The organism is Streptomyces sp. NPDC045695, from assembly GCF_056432025.1.
Genome location: NZ_JBWKJU010000002.1, coordinates 649,069 through 669,963, shown reverse-complemented (window position 1 = coordinate 669,963; position 20,895 = coordinate 649,069). Strand labels below are relative to the sequence as shown.

Here is a 20,895-nt window from a genome sequence, read left to right as displayed (position 1 = left end):
TCCTTGCCGACCTATGCGCCGCTCCTACCCGGCAAAAGAGCACTGCAACGGTTCACCCCGGCCCGGCTCCGCTGTGGCGCCGGATGTAGATGTACGGGCCCGCGATGTAGCCGCTCGCCTTCCGGGCCGGTGAGGCGCACGCTGGAATGGAGGCCGACTCGCGATCCGGGAGCGGGCACGGGGGCACGCGGTCTCGCCATTCCCAGTGAGCTCGTCCAAGCTCGTCCGAGCTCGTCAGGAGGGAAGCAGAACAGGTCACTACCGGTACGCGCTGGCACCTGGCCGGCGACTGGTTCGACGTGTGCAAGTGCGCCATCCCGTGTCCCTGTACGTTCGCCCAGCCCCCCACGTACGGCGACTGCGAGGGCGTGCTCGCCTGGCACATCCGGGAAGGCAGCTTCGGCGACGTGCGGCTCGACGATCTCAACGTGCTGATGCTCGCCTCCTTCGTCGGCGACGTCTGGGCCCGCGAGCACACGGACGCGTACGCCGCGGTCTTCTTCGACGAGCGTGCCGACGAGCGGCAGCGCTCTGCCCTGCAGAGCATCTTCGGCGGTGAGGCGGGCGGATGGCCTGCGGAGTTCGGTGAGGTCTTCGGTGCCGAGATGCGGGGCATGGAGTTCGCCCCCATCCGAATCGAGATCGACGAGGGCCTGGGCGCCTGGCGTGCGGAGATCCCCGGGCGGGTATCGGCACGTGCCGAGGCGCTGACCGGGCCGACCACTCCGGAGGGCGCACGCGTACAGGTGCACAACGCACCCGGTGCCGAGGTCGGGCCGGGCCAGGTCGCGACCTGGGGCCGGGCCACCACGGACCGCGCGGACGCGTACGGCTTCTCCTGGGAACGCTCGGGGAAGTCGAGCAAGTACTTCCCCTTCGACTGGAGCGGCCCGGAGTGAAGTCCAGCGGGAGTGGGGCGCAGGGCCTCTGAGAGGGGTGCTGGTGTGGCGGGGCGCCTCGCCACGAGGCCTGCTGGGGCCGACGCAGTCGCTTTGGCACTGTGGTCACGTGGCAGCCCACCCTGCGTGATGCCGCTCCTGGTCTGCTTGGATGCGCTGGTGACTGACACGAACGTGTCCTAATCGTGCGCTTGCGTGCTGTGCGACCCCGCTGCCTCGGCGACCTTCCGAACCCGTCGGCAGCAGAAGAAGTACTGGTCCCGGGAGGCGGCTGACGTCCGTCAGCACGGCTGGCATGTAGTGGGTGTCGGCGGTGAAGACATCCCGGATTGGTCCTTCACCGTCGGCCTGCGGCATTCGTATCGGATCCCAGAGGTCGCCATGTTCGGTTTGGAGCTTGAGGGGCTGATGTACTGGGTCAATGCTGGGGCCGCCGAGCTGCGTGATGGGGCAGCAACGGAGCCCGGCACGCTGCTATCGGGCGTCATCGAGGGGTACGAGGTCCAGGTCCAACCGGTGGACGTCAGCTGGCACGGCCCTCTGCTGGGCACGGCCGTCGGCTTTTACCGTCAGACGTCGGTCCCCGTCGTCCAGCTTGTCTGGCCCGACCGGGATCACCGCTGGCCGTCGGACGAGCAGGCCAGTCCGGGCTGCCGCGCGCAGCCCAGGTTGTGGCTTCCGATCGACGAGCACCCGGCTGGCGTCTGGACCGAGGAGGCTGCCGAGCAGTGAGCGGGTGCGATCACCGCCCTCGTGGCCGACGCGCGGGCGGCCTGCGCCCTGTCCGTGTACCCCGACGAACGTCACCGGCTGTTCGTCGCCGTCCTGCCTGACCGCCCGAGGGCATGCGGCGCGCCCAGTGGTGACCCGATTTCGTGCCGGGCGGGCAAGCCGACCGTGCGCGCTCCCTGAGCACGGCGCGGGCAGCCGAGGCCTCCGGCGCTGTCGCTCGATCGGTGTTCCTGTCGAGCCGGAACGGTTGAAGCGGCGCCGATAATGCCTCGGGAGCACGACTCTTGGTCTTAAGCCAAGGACCGGAGTCTGCGTGTGGGCAGGCCGGTCGGCAGTGGCCGTCCCTGTACAGGTCAGGATGGATTGGTGTCTTCGATCTCGTTGAGGAGAGCCTTGCGCTCCTTTGCCGGGAGGGAGTCTTCGTTGACGCTGTGCATGGCCCAGGGGATGTCACAGGGCCCCTCGTGGTGGGGGTCTGGGCACAGGACGTCGGTCAGCCGGTCCAGGAGGTCCTCATGCTCCTCCCGGGGTGGCCACGATGGCCAGCTTCACCTGCCAGAGGCGACGTTCCTCTGGCGCGGTGCCGGAATCGCTCTGGTTTCCTTCACCCATCCTCGTTCCTCGTTTCTCGTCGGGTGCGGCGTCTCGTCGAATCCATCTGGACTGGGCTCGGGCCGAAGCCACTGCGCGTCCACGTCGGGGACTGCGATGAACGGTGGCACCCCCCGGTCATGAGGAGACCCGCCGAATGCTGGCCGAGGGAGTCGAGTCCATACTGTTCGCTCCGGCATGCCCGGTGACCGCCCGCCTCCGGGTGGCGAGTACGTTCGGTGGTAAGGGGTGCGGCCTTGGCCAGCAGAGGCCGCGACGGAGGCCGCGCCCCGACCTTCGGATGACTGACCCGCTCGATCTCCACATGGCCCCACGCCACGGCCTCCGCGCGTCTCGCGCTGATGACCAGGCTCGGCCAAGGTGAGGGTGCTCGGCGAGCGCATGAGCCGCGTCCGAGCGCGGCGGGCCGGGGCGGCCGGCGGAACGGAGGCGGGCCCTGGCGGCCGAGGAAGAGAGGCTGAGGTCGTACGAGGGTCCCGGGATCGCGCCGGTGATCGCTTCGGTGGTGTTCCTGCGTTGGCTGCAACAGCGTCCACGGCGCCTCAGCGCGCAGCCCCGAACAGGAACTCCAGCTGTCGGCGGCGCTTCCAGTAGGGCAGGGCCTTGAGACGAACCCGTGAGAACGGGGGCCGTTGGTCGGTATCCCGGCCGTCGGCGCTCCGCGCTCCGCTGCGCGACCAGGACGCGCCGGAGCTGAGCGAGGAGGCCGAAGTACGACGACCACGCCGCTCGCCCACGCCAGCGGCCGGGGGTATAGGCGAGCGGCGTGCCGCCGCGTCTGAGAGCCGTCAGGCGACCCTGCCGAACAGGTGGTTGGCAGGGGCGTCCGGGTCGTTGCCGTAGAAGAACTCCGTGACCGCCTGGTGGAATTCGGCGCGGTCCAGCGCACCGGAGCCGTCCCGGTCCAGAGCGGTGAAGACCGCGGCGCAGTCCTCGCCGGGGACGCCGGCGACCGCGTCGAACATCTGCTGGAACTCCGCCCGGTCGATCTTGCCGTCTCCGTTAAGGTCGACGAGGTCGAAGAAGCAGTCGGTCACCGGCTCGATCTGCTGCGGGTACAGGGCCGGGTCGGTCAGGACCCGCTTGAACCCTTCGGTCATCTCCCGCAGGTCGACCTTCCCGTCGCCGTCCTGGTCCATCGGGGCGATCACGTTCGCCCAGAACCCGTCCATGCCCTCGGTGAGCTGGCGGACGGTCGCGGAGTCCGGCGCGGTGCCGCGGGCGGTGATGTAGCGCTCGCTCATCATGCGCACGTCCCGCTGGGTGATGAACCCGTCGCCATCGACGTCGGCGCCCCTGAACCACTGGCCGTACTTGAGGTCTTGAAGTGCAGTCACGATGGCGCACAGTAGTCACGTCGTTACGTGAGTGCAAACGGCGAGTGGCGCTTCTCGGCGGACCGGGCCGGGCTGCTGCGCGCTCACCGACGGCGAGGCGGGAAGGCTTCGTATCAAGGTTCGAGGGGTGGCGGTGTGAAGGCGAGCACCTCGGGAAGGGGATCGCCGTACACCTCGACGTCGACCAGCGCGCTGAGGGCACTCGGTCCTTGGGACAGGCGCGAGCACGGCCGGTCCGCCGTGAGGACGTTCGGGTTGCCGTGGCGGTCCAACGTTCCGGTCAGGCCCGGCTGGGCCGGATCCCACCAGGCTCCCGTGGACAGTTGTACGACGCCCGGCATGACGTCGTCGGACAGGATGGCGCCCGCGAGGCAGCTGCCCCGGTCGTTGTAGACGCGTACGATCATGCCGTTCTCGATGCCGCGCGCCGCGGCGTCCGAGGGATTGAGCGTCACGGGCTCACGGCCGTAGATCTTCGAACTGAGGCTGTGGCCGCCGTTGTCGTACTGGCTGTGCAGGCGTGAGGCGGGCTGATTCGAGATCAGGTGCAGCGGGAAGCGGTCCGACAGACCGGCACCAAGCCACTCCACTGGTTCGAACCACGTCGGATGCCCGGGGCAGTCGTCGTAGCCGTACGAGTCGATCTCCTCGGAGAAGATCTCGATCCGGCCCGACGGCGTCGACAGGGGGGAGCGCTGCGGGTCTGAGCGGAGCGCCTCGAAGCTGCCGGGGAACGGGCCGGCCAACGCCGGCAGTTCAGCGGTGGAGTCGCGCCAGAAGTCGTCGAAGCCCGGCAGGGCGGCCTCGTCGCCGAGGGTGGCCCTCGTCTGCTCGTAGAGGTGTCGTACCCATTCGATCTCGGAGCGCGACTGCGTGAACTCCTTCTCGTATCCGAGCCGGGAGGCCAGGGCGGTGAAGATGTGGTGGTCGGTGCGCGACTCGCCCGCCGGCTCGCGGACCTTCGGCATCGCGACGAGGTGGGGGTCCGAGAATCCGGCGGAGAAGTCGTCGCGCTCCAGGCCGGTGGCGACGGGCAGGACGATGTCCGCGAACTTGGCCGTGGTGTTCCACCAGGCTTCGTGCACCACCACCGTGTCGGGGGTCTGCCAGGCCCGGGTCAGCCGGTGGAGGTCCTGGTGGTGGTGGAACGGGTTGCCTCCGCACCAGTAGACCAGGCGGAGCTCGGGCAATGTGAGGCGCTGGCCGTCGTAGTCGATGGTCTTGCCCGGATGCAGCAGGGTGTCGGCGATCCTGGCGACGGGGATGAAATCCGGGACGGGATTGGAAACCGCGGGAATCGTCGCCACGGAGGGGCGGCCTCTGGCGACGCCGGTCGCGTCCATCGTCGCGTAACCTGCGCCCCAGCCGCAACCGGATCGGCCCATCGAGCCCGCCATGGCGGCCAGTACGACGGACATCCAGATAGGTTGTTCGCCGTGATCGGCCCGTTGTACCGCGTAGTTGACCATGATGAGCGAACGCTGTGCGGTGAGGCGGCGGGCGAGGTCGGTGATCGTGTCACGGCTGATGCCCGTGATCCTCGCTGCCCAGGCGGCGTCCTTGGGGACGCCGTCGAGCTCGCCGACCAAGTAGGAGGCGAAGCGGTCGAACCCGACGCAGCACCGGCGAAGGAAGTCCTCGTCGTGCCACCCGTTGACCAGCATGGTGTGTGCGATGCCGAGCATCGCGGCGGTGTCGGTGTTGGGGACGACGGGCAGCCACTCGGCGTCGAGGAAGTCGGCGGCGTCGCTGCGGATGGGGCTGACGTTCACGAACCGCACCCCGGCCTCACGGCACTGGCGCTGCAGGTTCTGGGTCTGGTGCCTGGCCAGCCCGCCGGGGTTGATCTGGCTGTTCTTGAGGGCGAGCCCTCCGAACGCCACCACGAGCTCACAGTTCTCGGCGATCTCGTCCCACATCGGCATCCGGGACTGGTAGCTCCACGGATGCCCTCCGATCACATGGGGGAGGATGACCTCCAGAGCCGCGGTGCTGTACGTGTTGCGAGAGTCGGTGTAGCCCCCGCCTAACGCCAGGAACCGGTGGAGTTGGCCCTGCGCGTTGTGGAACGCACCCGCGCTCGCCCAGCCGTAGGATCCGCCGAACACTGCGCTGTCGCCGTGCTGGGAACGCACGCGACGCAGTTCATCGCTCACCAGCGTGATCGCGTCGTCCCAGCTCACCTCCACGAAGGCGTCGGTGCCCCTGGCCGTGTCGTGGACGCGCGGCAGGCCGTTCAGCCATCCCTTGCGCACCGCGGGGCGCAGCACGCGAGCGCCGTCGTCGGCGGCTGTCACCATTCCGGGGCCGATGGGCGACGGCGCGGGGTCATCCCCCCTCGGCTCGATGCGCACCAACCGACCGGAATCGACCACCGCGATGAAGCTACCCCAGTGGGTCGCTACCGACATGCGCCGTTCCGCCATGCCTACTCCATCCCTGAGGTTTCCCCTGCTCTTGGACAGCGGTTGCCTACGTCACAGGGGCTCCCCTTCAGTCGACGGTCCGCGGGACAGAGACTTCCCATGTGGCCCGCTGCCCAATCCCGTGGTACGCGCGACCGCCAAGGGCCGCACCGAGGCACCGTCCCCACCGGCGGGCTGGGGCCGGCTGTTCGGTGCGCGGAGCGGTAGCGGCCGGGGGAGATCCCGTACCTGGCGGTGAAGGCCTGCCGGAGGGTCTCGGCCGAGCCGAAGCCGCACCGGGCGGCCACGCCGGGCACGGGGAGCCCCGTCGAGGCCAGCAGGTGGGCGGCGGCCTCCGTTCTGGCCCGTCGGACGTACCGCCCCGGTGGGAGCCCCAGGTGCTCCAGGAACAGGCGGTTCAGATGACGCGCGGCGACCCCGGCGAGGGCGGCCAGCGCCCCGGCCGACAGGTCGTGGTCCGGATGCTCGGCGATGTGCTCCACCAACTGGCGGACCACGTCGTCACGGGGCGGCGGGGCAGCGGTGAACAGGCTCACCTGCGCCTGGTTTCCCGGCCGTTGAAGATAGACGACGAGGTCGCGTGCTACTTGGCGGGCCAGGTCGGAGCCGTGGTCTTCCTCGAAGAGGGCGAGGGTCAGGTCGATCGCGCTGGTGATGCCCGCCGCCGTGTAGACGTTCCCGTCCCTGATGTAGAGGGGGTCGGGGTCCACGGTGACGGCGGGATGGCGTGCCGCGAGCCGGGCCGCGAACCGCCAGTGCGTGGTGGCGCGGCGACCGTCGAGGAGGCCCGCGGCGGCGAGGACGGTGGCTCCCGTGCACAGGGAGGCCACCCGGCGGCTCTCCCGTGCGAGCCGGCGTACGTGTCCCACCAGCCGCACGTCCTGCGCGGCGCGTTCGAAGCCGCTGCCACCGGAGACGACGAGGGTGTCCAGGGGCCCCGTCACCCGTTCCAGCGGCTCATGGCTGAGCAGGAGAATCCCGGAACCGCAGTCGATGGGCCCGCGGCCCAGACCGGCCAGCCGGATGCGGTAGGGGCGGACGAGGCCGCCGATCCGGTTCGCCATCTGCAGCGCGGTCGTGACGGATGCGATGTCCAGCAGCTCGGCCGCCTCGAACCCGACCACCAGGTGAGCCGTTCCCCCATGGGGAGACCCTATGCCGGACGGACGCATACCCAAGGTTCGTGACAGGAAGGAGGCACGGGGGTCCACGAAGGGCCCGGCGGCCACGACGTCCTGGGGGCGGCGGCGATCCTGCTGCTGGCGTGACGCGGGCCCGCGAGGCCGGGTTTCTGCCGCCGGGGGGTTTGCGGGCGGCGATCGGGAGCAGGAGAGCGGTCACGACCAATCCGGTACCGCAACGAGGAGGTCCCCATGTCGGGCACAGAGAAGAACAAGGCGCACGCCGAAGAGGCCAAGGGCAAGGTCAAGGAGACGGTGGGCCGCGCCGTCGGCAACGAGCGCATGACCGCCGAGGGGCGGGCCGACCAGGCCAAGGGCAAGGCCCGCCACGCCAAGGAAGACGTCAAGGACGTCTTCCGCGACTGACCGCCCACGGCACACCGCCGTCGCACTGCTGGGCCCCGACCTCCTCCCCCTGGGTCGGGGCCCAGCCGCGTCCCCGGGGCCCGAGCCGCGCTGTGACCGGTGTACACGAGCCGCGCTGTCACCGGCGTACACGCTGGTCGCTGTCACCGGTGTACACGCTGGTCACGGGCTTCCGGGAGGCCGATACGGCTTCCGCGAGGCAGGCTGTTCCCATGAGGTCTCATCCTCGCTCGCCCGCTCGGCCGGGAGCGTCCTCTCGGGCAGGAGTCGGCCGTCGCGGCGAGGCCCTGTTCCTGCTGGCCCACGGTGCGCCCTTCGCCATCGCGCTCGGCGTGCTGGCCATCGAGCTCTCACCCGCGCATTATCTCGTCACCGGGCCCGTCCTCACCACGACGCCGGCGCTGGCCGCGTTGACGATGGGCCCGGTGGGCACGCTGTCCGCGGCAGCCCTCGCCGTAGGTGTGAACGTGACCTCCGCGACCTACAACCACTCGTGGGGAACCCAGACGCAGCTGATCATCGGCAACTTCCTGGGGCTGATCGTGGTGTCAGTGGTCAGTGTCATCCTGAGTAGCGCGGCGCGCACGCGCAGGCAGAGCGAGCTCGACCAGGTCCGCCGGATCGCCGTGGCGGCTCAGGAGGTCGTCCTGCGGCCTGTCCCCGAGCTCCTGGGCCCCGTACGGGCGGCCAGCATGTGCCTGGCCGCAGAGACGGGGGCACTGGTGGGCGGAGACTTGTACGAGGCCGTGCAGACGCGCTACGGCGTCCGCCTGATCGTGGGGGATGTCCGGGGGAAGGGGCTGTCCGCCATACGCGCGGTCGCGGTGGCACTGGGCGCGTTCCGGGAGGCGGTTCACTACGAGGACGCAGTGCAGGAGGTCATGAACCACTGCGCGGCCGCGCTGCGGCGCGAGGCCGCCGTACCGGGCACCTACTCTCAGGCGGAACTTCCCGAGGTCCTCATGGAGGGGTTCACCACCGCGCTCATCGCACAGGTGCCGGACGAACTGGTGGTGCACGTGGTCAACCGCGGTCATCCGCCTCCGCTGTTGCTGCGCAAGGGCACGGCGCAGGCTCTGATGCCCGACTCGCCACAGCCGCCGCTCGGTCTCGAAGACCTCGTCCACGGGCCGCCCGCCCAGCCAGATGGCTACCCGTTCCTGCCCGGTGACCGGCTGCTGTTCTACACGGACGGCGTGATCGAAGCCCGCAACCGTGACGGCGACTTCTTCCCTCTGCCGCAGGCCGTGGAGCACATACCCGCCGACGCCTCCCCGCAGGAGTTCCTGGACGAAGTGCACGAGGCGCTGATCCGCCACACGGAGGGCCGCTTGACGGACGACGTGGCGATGATCCTCATCGACCGGCTCGCGTGAAGGCGGTGCTCCTAGGCCGTCTCTTCCGGATCTTGCCGGCCCGGCAAGATCCGAAAGAGACGGCCTAGTTCGGGGCCAGTCGGCAGGCGGTCTCCGCGGTCCCCTTGGTCACACCGCTGACCTTGGTCAGACCGGTCACACACTGATCGTGGGCGCCGGTCAACGCGACGTAACACGCCGCGCGGACGGATTCCGGAGCCTCGCCACCCTTCAGCTCCCGCTCGACTTGGTTGATGCAGGCTGTGACGTCTGCATGGGCGGCGGGGGCCGTAAGGGCCGCTCCTCCGAGGGCCAAAGTCAGCGTGGTGAGGGCACCTGCGATACGGGTCGACGTGCGCATGGGACGTACCTGCTCTCCGGGATCGCCGCGCGGCCCTTTGCCTTGGCGTGCCGGACCGCGTCGGAACGGCGCCGAGGCACGGCCGACGTGCAGCCGGCCTACGGTCACAGGCCCCTGGCCCCGCACCGGACCGGCTCGGCTCGCCTCGGCAAGGCATCCCTCCCCCTCCGACGCTAGAGCAGCCCCCTCCCCCACGCACCTCGTGGGAGCCAGCCATGGCCCTCTACCCGGTGACGCTGCCGAGCCAGAGCAGGTCACGGGCCCGGGTCATCGCCACGAAGAGCTGGCTGCGCCGCAGTTCCTCACGCTCCCGGGCCGTCTGCGGCGTCTCCGTACCGCCCGCCGTGTCGGCCTGCGTGCCGTTCGCGAGCACCGCGTCGTGCTGGGGCAGGAAGACGTTCTTGAACTCCAGGCCCTTGGCCCTGCGATAGGTGCCCAGCTTCACCGCGTCGACGGCACGGCCGTCGTAGTGCTCCAACTGGCACACCGCGATGCCCGCCTGGGCGAGCAGTCGCTGGTAATGGCCGATGGCGCGCATGGAGGGGCACAGCAGGGCGGTGTCGGCGAGCGCACCGTCCGGCAGGGAGCGCAGGGCGTTGAGGAGTTCCCCGTCGTGGGCGTCCAGCGCGGGCCTGGTGACTCGTACGACGTCCCCGTCGTGGTAGGTGAGGTCGACCTCGCGGCGGCCCGGGGTGCGCATGCCGTCGAGGTCCTCGAAGGCGTCGTCGGCCACGACGGTGAGGGCCGCGTCCAGGATCTGCTTGCTGTTGCGGTAGTTGGTGCGCAGCACCTGTCCGCGGTCGCCGCGGATGTCGATGCCCGCGTCGGTGAGGCGGAAGCCGCCCGGATACACGGTCTGCTGGCCGTCGCCGACGAGCAGCAGACCGTTGGGCGCGTCACCGACGAGCGCGTGCAGGAGACGCACGCCGACCAGGGTGAGGTCCTGGACCTCGTCCACGATGACGCCCGCGTACGGGGGCCGCTCGCGCCGGCGTGCTGCTTCGGCCAGAGCGAGGGAGAGGACGTCGTTGAAGTCGTGGACGCCGCGCTCGCTGCGCAGCGCTTCGTACTCCTGGTACAGCTTCCACACCGACTGCCGGTGCGTTCGGTGGAGGCTCGCCTTCCGCCGCCGCCTGGGGACGGTCGCGTACTCCTCGAAGCGGGTGAGGCCCCGCCCCTTGATGACGTAGTCGATCTCCTCGTGCCAGTAGGCGGGGGCGGGGTCGAGCTCGGCCAGGGCGCTCTCGCGGCCTACGTGTTTCCAGGCGAGGCTGAAGGCGGTCTCGGCCTTGTCCCCGTGCAGGCGCACCGGTACGCCGCGCTCCTGCAAGAACTCCTGTGCCCAGGAGTGGAGGCTGCGGAAGTCCACCCGGTCCGCGACGGCCGGGGCCATGGTCTTGAGGAAGGTGCTCTGCACACGGGGCAGGTTGTTGGCGAAGGTGACGTACAGGATGCGGCCGGTCGTCCGCCGGGCCAGGTGGGCCGCACGGTGCAGGGCGACGACCGTCTTGCCGGTACCCGCGGGTCCGCTGATGCGTGCCGGGCCGGACCAGTTGCGTCGCACCAGGGTGACCTGATCGGGGTGGAGGAAGGTCATCCACTGCTCGATGGGCTCGTGCATCGCCGCCTTCAGCGCCGCGTCACGCAGCCCTTCCAGGTCGAACAGCCCGTCCGAGGAGCTGTGTCGGTGGGGCTCGGGCGCTGACGGCGCCTGTGGGTCGACGGCCGTCGGCCCATGGTGCGGGAACACCCGCTGGAGGTGATCGGCGATCGCCCGGACCGACTCAGCCCGCAGCCTGCGCTGCTGTGAGAGCAGCGCGGGGCCGATCTCCTGTTCGCCCAGGAGTCGTATACGGCCGAGGTCCGCGTCGTAACGCCGCCCGGCGAAGACCATGAGCGGCTGGACCGCCACCGGTGACATTCCGAGCGACGCCACTGCGCTCTCGGCAGCCTTCGTGGCGGCGAGCAGTTTGGCCGCGTGTTCGTCCCCCGGCTCGCCGTCGGCCATGACGTCGATGACGAAAACGCCGCCGGGCCCCACCAGGAGCATGTCCGCGTGGGCGGTCCGCCCGGCCCGTCGGCGGTCGACGAGCAGCCGCCACCCGCGCGCGGTCAGCACCAACAGCTGGGCGAGAACGCGCTGCTCGCCTTCGCCGGCTGCTTCCCACCCCAGGGCCTGTCGGCGGGCGGCCTGCCACTGCTCCCGGAGTAACCGCTCCTGTCGGCGCGCGTCCTGCGCCCGCTGCGATGCCGCCCCGCCTGCCCCCATGGCCAGCCCCCCTCGTACGCGGAGTAGCGATCATAGGACGGAACGCGACCGAACGGCAGGGCGCGTGCCGGCCGGGCAGTGGCCCCCGGGCCCCGCCTTCACCTACGAGCGCTATGGCCGGGCCCCGCCGGGCGATCGGGTCGGCGGGGCCCGGGGAGCGCACGGCGGGTCAGGAGGACGGCACCGGGCTTTCGGGCGCCAGCGAGTTGCCTGCCGGGATGTGGCCGCAGTCGGACGGGGCCTTGCTGCCTGCGAAACGGTCGTTCAGCCAGCCCATCGCGACGGGTGCCCAGACGACGGGCACGCCGACGTGGCTGAGCAGGTCGAACTGCTGGTATTTGATCGATCCGTTGCCGGTCGCGCAGTACTGCCGGGCGAGTGTCCTCACGTCTCCGGCGACCATGACCCCGTCACCGGTGCCGATGCCCGGACGATTACTGAAGGTTCCTTCCAGGACTCCCCCGTTGCCCTGCGCGATGAGTCCCGGGACGGTCGGGGTGGGCGCCGACCCGAGGTTGATCTTGTTCACCGCCTGAACGAAGGCAGGAATCGAATTCGGGTCGCCGTACTGGGACTTCGCCATCTTCTTCCAGGTCAGCCCGGGGTAGTGCCCCAGCGCGTCGACGATCGACCCGCGCTCCAGCTTCTCGTACACCCCCAGGCCGTAGTCGTTCAGGTAGGGCTTGAGGTCGATGTCGTAGGACCGGGAGACGCCGATGATCGCCATGGGGATGACACCCGACCACACGAGGGAGCCGTCCACGTACTTGAGGTTGTGCGCCGGATCCACGAGCAGACCGCCCTCGGCGAAACCCACCAGCTTGCTGTTGACCTCGGGCGCGTAGGAAGGCGCCAGCGCGGCCGCCCAGTTGGTCGCGATGGCGCCGCCGGAGTATCCCATCAGGCCGAACCTGGTGTCGGCGTTCATGCCGGTCGCCGCGGACCTGGTCGCGGCACGGATCGAGTCCAGCGTGTTGGTCGCGTACTCCGGCCCGGCCGCGAAGTTGGCGGTCTGTCCCTCGGTGTCCGGGATGACGAGGTTGTAGCCCTGCAGGAGCAGCGGTGCCATGAAGACGGCTTCGGCATTCGCGATGACGCCACCCAGGGAGACGTCACCGGCGATGGCCCGGGACGGGCCGTGCTCGGGGTTGAGGGAGTCGTAGAACGACTGGTAGGACACCGCCTTGCTGCCGTCGCCCGTCAGGCTGCGCACCACCGTGGTCACGTTGGCGGACGGGTGGCCCTGGGCGTCGGTCGTGCGATAGAGCAGTTGGACCGCCGTGACCGGCGTGGGAAGGCCCACGAGGTGGTACTTAAGCGTCCGCGTCTTCAGCACGGTGCCCGGCGAGAACGAGGACAGGGGCGCGCTGCCGCTGTAGGCGTAGAAGGGGTCGCTGGCGGTTGCGGTAGCGGTAGACGGTGTGACGGCGGCGGCCGTTGCGGCGGGCGCGCCGGTCACGACCAGCGTGGCGACGAAAGCGGTGGCCAGGAGACGAACGGTCTTTCTGGGCATGATTCCCCCGAATCGTGGAATGGGATCGCTGGGCTTGTCGGAGCTGGAAGGGGTCCTGTGGCGCCGCCGCCATGGCGGTCCGTCGACCGCCGCAAGCCGGGCCTGACGCGTGCTCAGGTTCCCGGTCGGTGGAGTGCGCCCGGATCGGGCGGCGCGGGCAGCCCCGGCCGGGAGGCGGCGTGATCAGCTGGGGGCGCGGCGGCCTGTTGCGCGGACACGGCGGTCCTCCGGTGCGGGTGGGGGCGTGGGGATCCGGTGGAGGATGCGCTCTGGGTCGGAACGCGGCTGGCGATCCACCGGGCAGGCGTGTTACCAACTAGTAAGTAACGTCCCGGAAACCAGCATGGTGGTGCGACGGGGGCATGTCTCCGGGTGGCACAACAGAGATTCGCGAGGTGCATTGTGACCGCATCCAAAGCCGCGGAAGGTGCGGTGGGGCCGCAGTTCGGCGGCGTCCCGGTTCACAAGCGGCTTCTGGCCGCCGCGCCGACCCTGGCGCCGACGGTGACGGCCCGGCTCGTCGAGCAGCTGCCCGCCTACGGAGCACTGCCCTCGGAACAGCTCCGCGGCGAGATCACCAAGGAGGTCGACCGCGGGATCCGGGCCTTCATCCGGGTGCTGCGCCACGGAGAGCTGCCGGAGGAGGCCGAGTTGGCGAGGATCAGCGAGTCGTCGGCCCGACGTGCCGATGAGGGAGTGCCGCTGGATGCCGTCGTCGGCGCCTACCACCTCGGAGCGGAGGAGTGCGCGGCCCAGATCCTCGCGACGGCCGAGCCGGACGACCTGCCGGACGTGCTGCTGGTCCAGCACCGGCTGCTCGGCTACCTCCGACAGGTGAGCTGCGCGGTCGCGGCAGGGTACGTACAGGAGCGGCAGGCGGCGCTCGGCGACGAGCAGGTCGCCCGGCAGTCTCTGCTGTCCCGGCTGCTGGAGGGCGGGGACCCACGAGCCGCGGCCGACCGCGCCGGTATCCGGCTGCCTCCCACGTACCTCGTCCTGAGCATCGCCATGGGACCGCACCCGGACGAGCTGCGGCCCGGAGTGAACCACTCCGTCGCCGCGCGCCGCAAACTCCGGCGTCTGCGCAACGAATTACAGCGCCAGACACCGGGTGTCCCACTGTCCGTGCTGTCGGGCGACGGAGGGCTGGTGCTGGTCCCGTACGAGTCGCCCGCCGCCGACTTCGCCGCCGCGGACCGGGAGCGGCTCACCCGGCTCGTCGAGCAGCTCGCTCGGATGTGCGGCGCCGAGCTGCTGGTGGCGGCGGCCGCTGCCGCACCGGGGGGCGTCGCGGACGCGGCCCGGTTGGTCGGTGAGGTACGGCGGGTGGCGGAGGCGTCCGGGCGCGGGCCCGGACTCTACCTGCTCGACGATGTGCTGCTGGAATACCAGCTGAGCCGCCCGAGCCGGGCCAGGGACGGGCTGGCCGCGCTGCTCGGCCCACTGACCGGGCGCCCGGAACTGCTCGACACCCTGCGCACGTTCCTCGCCTGCGGGCTCGACCGGCGCCGGGCCGCCGCCCGGCTGCAAGTGCACCCCAACACGGTGGACTACCGCCTGCGCAAGGCGACGGAGCTCACCACACTGGACGCGGCCCGGGGCGCCGATCTGCTGACGCTGCATGCCGCACTGGCCGCCCACGACTCGGTACGGCGGGGCGAGCCCGACACCGGCTGACATAGGCCGGGGGTCGCGGGAGCGCCTACCTTGGAGACCGCCTCCGTCGGCAGCAGGTCACCCCTGCGCCCGGCCGCGGCTGTCAGCCCTGGGCACGGCCGGGGGTCGAGCGCGGGTAGAGAGGGGCAATGCTCGCCCAGTACCGGTCGAGGTGCGCGTCGGCCGTCTTGAGCGCTTGATCGCCCGCCTGGTCGAGGTAGGCCGCGTGCAGGGTGACCACGCGCTGTCGACCGGCTTCAGCCGCGGCCGGTGTGGGCGCCGTACGGCGCCAGGGGGCGCGGGCGGTGCTGGCGCCGTGCCCGGTGTCGCGTCGTGCGCGCGTGAACCGCCAACGCCACGCGAGGACGCCGACGGTGACGGCGCCGGTGAGGGCTGCGGTGAGGGCCGCGGCTGCCAGAACGTGCGGACCGTGGTGCTCGGCCATGGCTTCCTCCACGAACATGGCGTTGTCCGCGTTGTCGGTGAGGGGCATGTGGGTGGGTGGGCGGGGGGCGGTGCCGGCCGGGGCGGGGAAGGGGGCCGGCACCGCTGCCGGTCAGCCCGGCCAGGTGCCCGTCATACGCCGCACGGCTACGGCACCGGACCGGTCGACCGAGGCCTTGACCACGGCGAAGATCGCACCCTGGATGGCCGCGGCGAGCAGGATCTGCTTCCAGCTCCGGTCCTCGTCGGTGGCGTCGGGAGCGTCGTCCTCGCCCTCGATGACCTTCCATGCCTGCTTGAAGGCGGCGCCCGCGATGACGCCGCTGAGGGCGCCCAGGGCCAGCCCGACGGGCTTGTAGGCGATCTTGGACGCCTTCATCGGCGGTTCCCGCGGCTGCGGCGGACCAGGAGGAAGACGCCTACGGCGGCTCCGGCCACGAGGAGCGGGGTCCGGTTGGCGCGTGCCGTCGTCGCTGCCCGGCCAGCCTTCTCCAGCAGCGGGTCGGGCGTCTTGTCCGCCGCGTACTGGCCCGCCTTGGCCGCCCGCTCCCGGACCTGCGCCGCGGCCTGCGCGGTCTTCTCCAGGAGCGGGTCGGGGGTCTTGTCCTTCACCAGCCGGGCGGCCTCCCCCGCTTTCTCCCGGAGCTGGTCGGAGACCAGCGCTGCCTTCTCGGCGGCCTGGTCCTTGACGGCAGCCGTCTTCTCCTTCGCCTGCTCCTTGACGGCAGCCGTCTTCTCCTTCGCCTGCTCCTTGACGGCAGCCGTCTTCTCCTTCGCCTGGGCCTTGACGTCGGCTTTCGCGGCGAGGGCCTCGACGGTCCGGCCGAGCTCGTCGCGAGTGCGCTCGATGTGATCGCGCAGTTCCTCGGAGCCGGCGCTGCCGGGGTCAGGGACGGGGGTGCCTATGGTGGTGCGGGCATCGTCGTTCATCGGTGTGCCTTCTCCTTGATCTCGGCCAGGTCGGCCTTGACGCTGTCGATGGTCCGCTCGGGAGCCGGGGTGCCGGCCTGGGCGATCTGCTTCTTGCCGGCCAGCGCGGTCCAGCCCGCCGCGATCGCCAGGACCGCGGTGATGATGAGGGCGGAGGCCCATACCGGTAGAACCAGCGCGAGTGCGGCGATACAGGTGGCCGTCAGCGCCTGGAGTGCCAGGTAGCCGATGACTCCCGTGGCGCCGAAGAGGCCGCCGCCCTTCCCGTAGCGCTTGCCCTTCTGGGTCATCTCCACGCGGAGCAGCTGCATCTCCTCGCGCACCAGCTCGGACATCTGCTGTGAGGCGCGTGACACCAGGACGCCCACCGAGTCGTCGGTGGCGTGAGACTGCCGCTCTACCGTGCTCATGAGGGGAACACCTTGCCTTCCTCCTTCTGCTGGGACGGGCGATGCATCGGTCAGGTGCTGTGGAGCGCCTACCCAGCGACTGCCCCGTCTTCCGTGCGGCAAGCAGCGTCGTGCGGATCACGCCGCGGAGGCGCGATCCGGTACGCCCGACCGCGTGTTGGCGTCCCGTGAGGAGGAGAATGCGCGGCATGGCCATGGTGAAGGACATCGATGTACGCGGGATGCAGCACTGTGAGACGACGGCGCTGGGCGTGCTGTTGCGGCATGAGGGACTCGACTTGTCCGAACCCATGCTGTTCGGGCTCGGCTCCGGGCTCTCGTTCATCTACTGGGACAGCAAGCGCATGGGCTTCCCCTTCCTGGGAGGCCGGGTCAAGCCGTTCGAGCTCACCAGGAACCTGACCGCCCGGCTCGGGCTGGAGCTTCTGGTCGGCGAGACCACCTCCCAGCGCACGGCGTGGCGGAACGTTGCGGCACCCCTCGACGCCGGTCGGCCGGTCGGCCTTCAGCTCGACAGCTACCACCTGGACTACTTCAGCACCAAGGTGCATTTCGGCGGGCACGTCGTGGCCATGTACGGCTACGACGAACAGGACGCCTACCTGGTGGACACCGAACCGCAGGGCGGAGCCGTCTCGACCAGTCTCGCCAGCCTGGCCAGGGCCAGAGGCGAGCGCGGCCCCATGACCGCCAAGAACCGCTCCTTCACCATCACGGCGCCCGTCGGCCTGACGCCACCTCAAGACCGGATCGTCCCCGCGATCAAGACCTGCGCCGACGCCTTCTTGCACCCGCCCATCGCGAACCTGGGCCACCGCGGCATCGAGAGGGCCGCGGGGCACGTAAAAGAACGACCAGGCCCCACCAGGAGGTCTCCCCCTTGAGCCACCGTGAAGCGCGGGCTCGGTCGCCAAGCCGGTGACCGAGCCCGACTCGGTCCTCGCGCCGTGGAGTCGGGCGGGCGTTGGAGCGCGAAACGATCAGCTTCGATCGCCGCAGGGAAGATCTGCCGCTGTAGTACTTGGCTTAGAGGTCGTTTTCGTCCGATGTTTCATCCCGAGATGGGTTGGTTGCGGTCTTCTTCGGTTCGCGCCAGGAGATGGTGTTCTCGCTGGTGACGCGGCGGGCCATGAGGTCGGTCATCGCGAGGTGAATCAGGGCTTCGGAGCGGGTGGGCAGGGCTTCGTAATCGCGGGCCAGGCGGCGGTGGAGCATCAGCCAGCCATATGTCCGCTCTACCGCCCACCGCTTCGGGATGGGGGTGAAGCCCCTGGTCCCAGGCTTGCGGGTGGTGATTTCCATGTCGATGCCGAGGGTGGCGGCGTGCTCGACGAGGTGCTGGCGGTAGCCTCCGTCGACCCAAACCTTTCGGATGCCGGGGTGTTTTGCCGCAACTTGGTCCAGGAGCCGGGTGCCAGCGATGGAGTCCTGCACGCTGGCCGCGGTGACCAGCACCGCGAGGAGGAGTCCGAGGGTGTCGGTGACGATGTTCCGCTTCCTGCCGACGATCTTCTTTCCGGCGTCAATGCCCTGGCCGACAGCGGGGACGCTGGTGGAGGTCTTGACGCTCTGCGCGTCGATCACGCAGGCCGACGGCTCGCCGTCTCGTCCCTCCTTCTCCCGTAGCAGCTGCCGGAGCAGGCCGTTGAGTTGGGCGAATACGCCCTCGTCCGCCCATTTGGCGAAGTAGCCGTAGACCGTGTTCCAGTGCGGGAAGTCATGCGGGAGGTACCGCCACTGCACCCCGGTGCGATCCACGTACAAGATTGCGTCCATGATGTCGCGCAGGTCGTGCTCGGGCGGCCGACCGAAGTCCAGGGCCCGGCCGCGGCGCTCGAAACGCCAGGCCGAGAGCACCGGCTCGATCAACCCCCAGCGGGCATCGGACAGATCACTCGGATACGGACGTCGCTTCGCCATGCTTCCGGCGTACCGTCACGGACCGAGTGCGCCCAGGCGTGCGACGGTGACGGCGGAAGCACGCGACCAGGAAACCCGTGCGTCCTGGGATGAAACAGGAACAAGCCGCATCCTGCCCCACCTGTCACCCCAGCCGACCCACAGGCCCCAACCACACCTGCTGCCGCCTCCGCACCACCACCCCGCACTCCGAGAATCACCCCAAGAAGGGCTAAGTCAGGCTAAAACGACCTCTTAGAGGTCGTTTTCTCCCAGTGTTTTATCACGGAATCAGGTGTTTGGCCTGGGGTGTCGGGTCGCGCCAGGAGATGGTTGCGACCGAGATTCTTACTTGGCGGACGAGTGCAGTACTTGGCGGATCTTGCTTCCGTAACGCTGTGTTGTTGAAACCTAGTGTTTTCGTTGGCCCTTGAACGTTGCAGCTAGCCCGTGCCTACCCAACTCGGGCCCACACCGCCCCGGCTCTTGAGGTTCCTGAGCTGGGCGTTAGCCTCAGCGGATGATTCCTGAGCCGCCGCCGAAGGTCATCACGCGTCTCCGCGACGGGCGGATCCACGCCTACGTCGTGGGCGCCGGCGTCTACGGGACGCTGGAGCCAGCAGCGATTTTCCAGCCGAGGGATGGCGAGGAGGTCGTAGCGTCGGTGGTCCGGCAGGATTTGGAGCGGGTCGTGTACACGACGCTGAACGGAGTCGTCTGCCTCACGCGCGCCGGCGACCTCATGTGGGCCTCGGACTTCGAACCGCACTCTGACGTACGCCATGGCCACCGGCCTGGCTGTGCGCTGTCTCTGGACGGCCGGACGGTGTGGGTCTACCGGCCGGACGCGATGGCGGGACGCGGGGGCGGGGACCAGTGGGTCGTGCACGACGCCGACAGCGGTGTGGTCGTCGCCCGCCGGGAACTGGAGACGGTCGGGCACGGCGCCTTCCACCACCTGCATCCCGTGGACGGCAGCATCTACATCGACATCGGTGAGGGCCAGGACGGCTCCGTCATTCTCAGGGGCACGGGCGGGGCGGACAGCGAGCCGGAGTTCGTGACCTACCCGTGGCAGGACCGCTGCCTGATCGACCTGGCTCCGTCCGGGCACCAGTTCATGACGGTGGACCACGGGCAGGCGGACGTCGCTTTCCACGACCACCCCAACGGGGACGTGCTCTTCACCCTCCCCGTCGAAGCCTTCGGGTACGACCCGGAGGATTCCTTCGTGGAATGGAGCGGCGGCTACCTGACCGAGGACACGGCCATCGTCACCCTGGGCGGTGAGAGTCAGGACGCGGAGGAGTGGTTCCGTTACCACTTGGTCGACGTACGCACGAGCACCCTCAGCGGCGAGTTCACTGTCGAGGCGAGCAACCCGTACGAGCTGGTGCCCCTGGGCGACGGTTCCTGGCTCACCGGCGGCCCCGGCGGCGACCCCGTCCGTTGGTCCAGCGCTCCGCAGCCGTCGGCACCGCCGCACCCGGCCGCACCAACCTCTCCATACGAGAGGCAGCAACCGTGACGGCAGACCCCCGAGTGCCGCTGATTCCTCAGGCGCCTGAAGGCTTGAGTCGGCGAGCTCGGTACTTCGTCGAGGGACACGGGCTGCGTGTTCCACACCGCGACCTCAAGCCCTTTCGGGAGGTATGGCTCAAGCAAGGGATTCCGGATGCCGAGATCGACCGGGCTGTCGCCTTCCAAGAGCGGTGGGGCGGTCTAGGGGCTTTCGTTTGGATCACCCAGTGGCCTGCCGCCCCGGCTGCCGCCCCGTGAGGGTGAAGGCGAGCGGGCAGCCGACGCCGTCGCAGGCGAGGTGGATTTTGCTGGTCAGGCCGCCACGGTCCGATGCCCGGGCTGCGGATCCCCCTTTTCCAGCTCCGGCGGCACGCTGGTGGGCGCATTCGGAGGACACCTCGATGGCATGCGCTGGACACGAGCATCAACCACGTCTACACCATGCCCCGCACGCCCGGGCTCAATGGTCAGGTGGAGCGCTTTCACCGCATCAACGCCAAGGTGTTCTACAGCGTGTTCGAAGGAGTGGTCATCCACGACACCGAGGTCTTCACCGACAAGCTGCAAGAATTCGAGAGCTTCTGTAACTAGCATCATGTTCACGGAGTCCTAGGCGGGCAGTCGCTCTATGAACGACTTCGCCGAAAACGCCGAGTCAGGGCTAGGTGATCACCGGCAGTTGCTCATCCAAAGTCCAGGAAGTATCCGAAAAGGCTGGTTGCGGGAGGAGTTTCCAAGATGGCGCAGGCAGGTGCTGCTAGGTTTGCCTCGGTTTGGCTTCAACAAGGCGGGTCGGCGGTGGAGGCTCGGCACAATCTGACCTCCGATCAGCATCAGCAGACAGTCAACGACCTGTTCGGCAGGGGATTCCGACCCATCTGGGTCAGTGGCTACGGCAATGAACCCCGCTTTGCCTCCATCTGGGTGCAACAAGACGGACCGGCAGTGGAGGCTCGGCACAATCTGACCTCCGATCAGCATCAG

At 69.6% G+C, this 20,895-nt stretch carries 18 protein-coding genes and 2 pseudogenes; 9 read left to right on the top strand and 11 right to left on the bottom strand.

Features of this window, described 5'->3' with window-relative positions; translation table 11 throughout:
* Nucleotides 1-299: 299 nt before the first annotated feature.
* Together AC07DU_RS06335 and AC07DU_RS06330 are read left to right on the top strand one after the other, a co-directional pair.
* Nucleotides 300-899, top strand: a complete 600-nt coding sequence (locus AC07DU_RS06335) for a DUF1326 domain-containing protein (protein ID WP_479109874.1) — start codon at nucleotides 300-302, stop codon at nucleotides 897-899.
* 195 nt (nucleotides 900-1,094) lie between these two features.
* Entirely contained in the window at nucleotides 1,095-1,631 is a 537-nt protein-coding gene (locus AC07DU_RS06330; RefSeq protein ID WP_479109872.1) for a DUF4262 domain-containing protein, read from the top strand.
* A gap of 1,400 nt (nucleotides 1,632-3,031) precedes the next feature.
* Here the strand turns inward: AC07DU_RS06330 and AC07DU_RS06325 are convergent.
* The 3 genes from AC07DU_RS06325 to AC07DU_RS06315 form a co-directional block, all read right to left on the bottom strand.
* Entirely contained in the window at nucleotides 3,032-3,580 is a 549-nt protein-coding gene (locus tag AC07DU_RS06325; protein ID WP_479109870.1) for an EF-hand domain-containing protein, read from the bottom strand.
* A 113-nt stretch (nucleotides 3,581-3,693) separates the two neighbouring features.
* Nucleotides 3,694-5,991, bottom strand: coding sequence for a molybdopterin-dependent oxidoreductase (locus AC07DU_RS06320; RefSeq protein ID WP_479109868.1), 2,298 nt, complete (start codon nucleotides 5,989-5,991; stop codon nucleotides 3,694-3,696).
* A gap of 17 nt (nucleotides 5,992-6,008) precedes the next feature.
* A complete protein-coding gene (locus AC07DU_RS06315; RefSeq protein ID WP_479109866.1) occupies nucleotides 6,009-7,130 on the bottom strand; it encodes a GlxA family transcriptional regulator in 1,122 nt (373 codons plus the stop codon).
* A gap of 249 nt (nucleotides 7,131-7,379) precedes the next feature.
* Between AC07DU_RS06315 and AC07DU_RS06310 the strand changes: the two genes are divergently transcribed.
* Both AC07DU_RS06310 and AC07DU_RS06305 read left to right on the top strand, forming a co-directional pair.
* A complete protein-coding gene (locus AC07DU_RS06310) occupies nucleotides 7,380-7,553 on the top strand; it encodes a CsbD family protein (protein WP_360893285.1) in 174 nt (57 codons plus the stop codon).
* 212 nt (nucleotides 7,554-7,765) lie between these two features.
* Nucleotides 7,766-8,929 (top strand): PP2C family protein-serine/threonine phosphatase, encoded by a 1,164-nt coding sequence (locus tag AC07DU_RS06305; RefSeq protein ID WP_479109864.1) that lies wholly within the window; start codon nucleotides 7,766-7,768, stop codon nucleotides 8,927-8,929.
* Between the two features lie 563 nt (nucleotides 8,930-9,492).
* Here the strand turns inward: AC07DU_RS06305 and AC07DU_RS06300 are convergent.
* Nucleotides 9,493-11,538, bottom strand: coding sequence for a nuclease-related domain-containing DEAD/DEAH box helicase (locus AC07DU_RS06300; RefSeq protein WP_479109862.1), 2,046 nt, complete (start codon nucleotides 11,536-11,538; stop codon nucleotides 9,493-9,495).
* A gap of 169 nt (nucleotides 11,539-11,707) precedes the next feature.
* The gene (locus AC07DU_RS06295; protein WP_479109860.1) at nucleotides 11,708-13,051 is read right to left on the bottom strand and encodes a lipase family protein; all 1,344 of its coding nucleotides are present in this window, start codon (nucleotides 13,049-13,051) and stop codon (nucleotides 11,708-11,710) included.
* A gap of 402 nt (nucleotides 13,052-13,453) precedes the next feature.
* On the opposite strand from AC07DU_RS06295, the gene AC07DU_RS06290 reads away from it, so the two are divergent.
* Entirely contained in the window at nucleotides 13,454-14,728 is a 1,275-nt protein-coding gene (locus tag AC07DU_RS06290; RefSeq protein WP_479109858.1) for a PucR family transcriptional regulator, read from the top strand.
* Nucleotides 14,729-14,810: 82 nt separating this feature from the next.
* Here the strand turns inward: AC07DU_RS06290 and AC07DU_RS06285 are convergent, their stop codons facing one another.
* From AC07DU_RS06285 to AC07DU_RS06270, 4 genes are all read right to left on the bottom strand, one after another.
* Entirely contained in the window at nucleotides 14,811-15,200 is a 390-nt protein-coding gene (locus AC07DU_RS06285) for a hypothetical protein (RefSeq protein WP_479036429.1), read from the bottom strand.
* Between the two features lie 63 nt (nucleotides 15,201-15,263).
* The gene (locus tag AC07DU_RS06280; RefSeq protein ID WP_360893264.1) at nucleotides 15,264-15,530 is read right to left on the bottom strand and encodes a DUF4235 domain-containing protein; all 267 of its coding nucleotides are present in this window, start codon (nucleotides 15,528-15,530) and stop codon (nucleotides 15,264-15,266) included.
* Nucleotides 15,527-16,081, bottom strand: a complete 555-nt coding sequence (locus AC07DU_RS06275) for a DUF3618 domain-containing protein (protein ID WP_479109856.1) — start codon at nucleotides 16,079-16,081, stop codon at nucleotides 15,527-15,529. Before AC07DU_RS06275 ends, AC07DU_RS06280 begins: the two co-directional genes overlap by 4 nt.
* The gene (locus AC07DU_RS06270) at nucleotides 16,078-16,491 is read right to left on the bottom strand and encodes a phage holin family protein (protein ID WP_479036432.1); all 414 of its coding nucleotides are present in this window, start codon (nucleotides 16,489-16,491) and stop codon (nucleotides 16,078-16,080) included. Before AC07DU_RS06270 ends, AC07DU_RS06275 begins: the two co-directional genes overlap by 4 nt.
* Before the next feature lie 188 nt (nucleotides 16,492-16,679).
* Here AC07DU_RS06270 and AC07DU_RS06265 point away from each other — a divergent pair.
* Nucleotides 16,680-17,336, top strand: a pseudogene (locus tag AC07DU_RS06265) (BtrH N-terminal domain-containing protein); the annotation flags it as partial.
* 181 nt (nucleotides 17,337-17,517) lie between these two features.
* On the opposite strand, the gene AC07DU_RS06260 reads toward AC07DU_RS06265, so the two are convergent.
* Nucleotides 17,518-18,411, bottom strand: a complete 894-nt coding sequence (locus AC07DU_RS06260; protein ID WP_479109854.1) for an IS5 family transposase — start codon at nucleotides 18,409-18,411, stop codon at nucleotides 17,518-17,520.
* A 499-nt stretch (nucleotides 18,412-18,910) separates the two neighbouring features.
* Between AC07DU_RS06260 and AC07DU_RS06255 the strand changes: the two genes are divergently transcribed.
* Nucleotides 18,911-19,918, top strand: coding sequence for a hypothetical protein (locus AC07DU_RS06255; RefSeq protein WP_479109852.1), 1,008 nt, complete (start codon nucleotides 18,911-18,913; stop codon nucleotides 19,916-19,918).
* A 246-nt stretch (nucleotides 19,919-20,164) separates the two neighbouring features.
* Here the strand turns inward: AC07DU_RS06255 and AC07DU_RS06250 are convergent.
* Nucleotides 20,165-20,293, bottom strand: a pseudogene (locus tag AC07DU_RS06250) (IS5/IS1182 family transposase); the annotation flags it as partial.
* A 59-nt stretch (nucleotides 20,294-20,352) separates the two neighbouring features.
* Between AC07DU_RS06250 and AC07DU_RS06245 the strand changes: the two are divergent.
* Together AC07DU_RS06245 and AC07DU_RS06240 are read left to right on the top strand one after the other, a co-directional pair.
* Nucleotides 20,353-20,502: a hypothetical protein gene (locus tag AC07DU_RS06245; protein WP_479109850.1), complete on the top strand. Its 150-nt coding sequence runs from the start codon at nucleotides 20,353-20,355 to the stop codon at nucleotides 20,500-20,502.
* A 147-nt stretch (nucleotides 20,503-20,649) separates the two neighbouring features.
* A partial coding sequence (locus AC07DU_RS06240) for a hypothetical protein (RefSeq protein ID WP_479109848.1) occupies nucleotides 20,650-20,895 on the top strand: 246 nt, incomplete at its 3' end.

Coding starts and splice junctions, on each gene's coding strand:
- AC07DU_RS06320 (WP_479109868.1), bottom strand. CDS start 5,991: ATGTCGGTAGCGACCCACTGGGGTAGCTTCATCGCGGTGGTCGATTCC.
- AC07DU_RS06310 (WP_360893285.1), top strand. CDS start 7,380: ATGTCGGGCACAGAGAAGAACAAGGCGCACGCCGAAGAGGCCAAGGGC.
- AC07DU_RS06305 (WP_479109864.1), top strand. CDS start 7,766: ATGAGGTCTCATCCTCGCTCGCCCGCTCGGCCGGGAGCGTCCTCTCGG.
- AC07DU_RS06300 (WP_479109862.1), bottom strand. CDS start 11,538: ATGGGGGCAGGCGGGGCGGCATCGCAGCGGGCGCAGGACGCGCGCCGA.
- AC07DU_RS06295 (WP_479109860.1), bottom strand. CDS start 13,051: ATGCCCAGAAAGACCGTTCGTCTCCTGGCCACCGCTTTCGTCGCCACG.
- AC07DU_RS06285 (WP_479036429.1), bottom strand. CDS start 15,200: ATGCCCCTCACCGACAACGCGGACAACGCCATGTTCGTGGAGGAAGCC.
- AC07DU_RS06280 (WP_360893264.1), bottom strand. CDS start 15,530: ATGAAGGCGTCCAAGATCGCCTACAAGCCCGTCGGGCTGGCCCTGGGC.
- AC07DU_RS06275 (WP_479109856.1), bottom strand. CDS start 16,081: ATGAACGACGATGCCCGCACCACCATAGGCACCCCCGTCCCTGACCCC.
- AC07DU_RS06270 (WP_479036432.1), bottom strand. CDS start 16,491: ATGAGCACGGTAGAGCGGCAGTCTCACGCCACCGACGACTCGGTGGGC.
- AC07DU_RS06260 (WP_479109854.1), bottom strand. CDS start 18,411: ATGGCGAAGCGACGTCCGTATCCGAGTGATCTGTCCGATGCCCGCTGG.
- AC07DU_RS06255 (WP_479109852.1), top strand. CDS start 18,911: ATGATTCCTGAGCCGCCGCCGAAGGTCATCACGCGTCTCCGCGACGGG.
- AC07DU_RS06245 (WP_479109850.1), top strand. CDS start 20,353: ATGCCCCGCACGCCCGGGCTCAATGGTCAGGTGGAGCGCTTTCACCGC.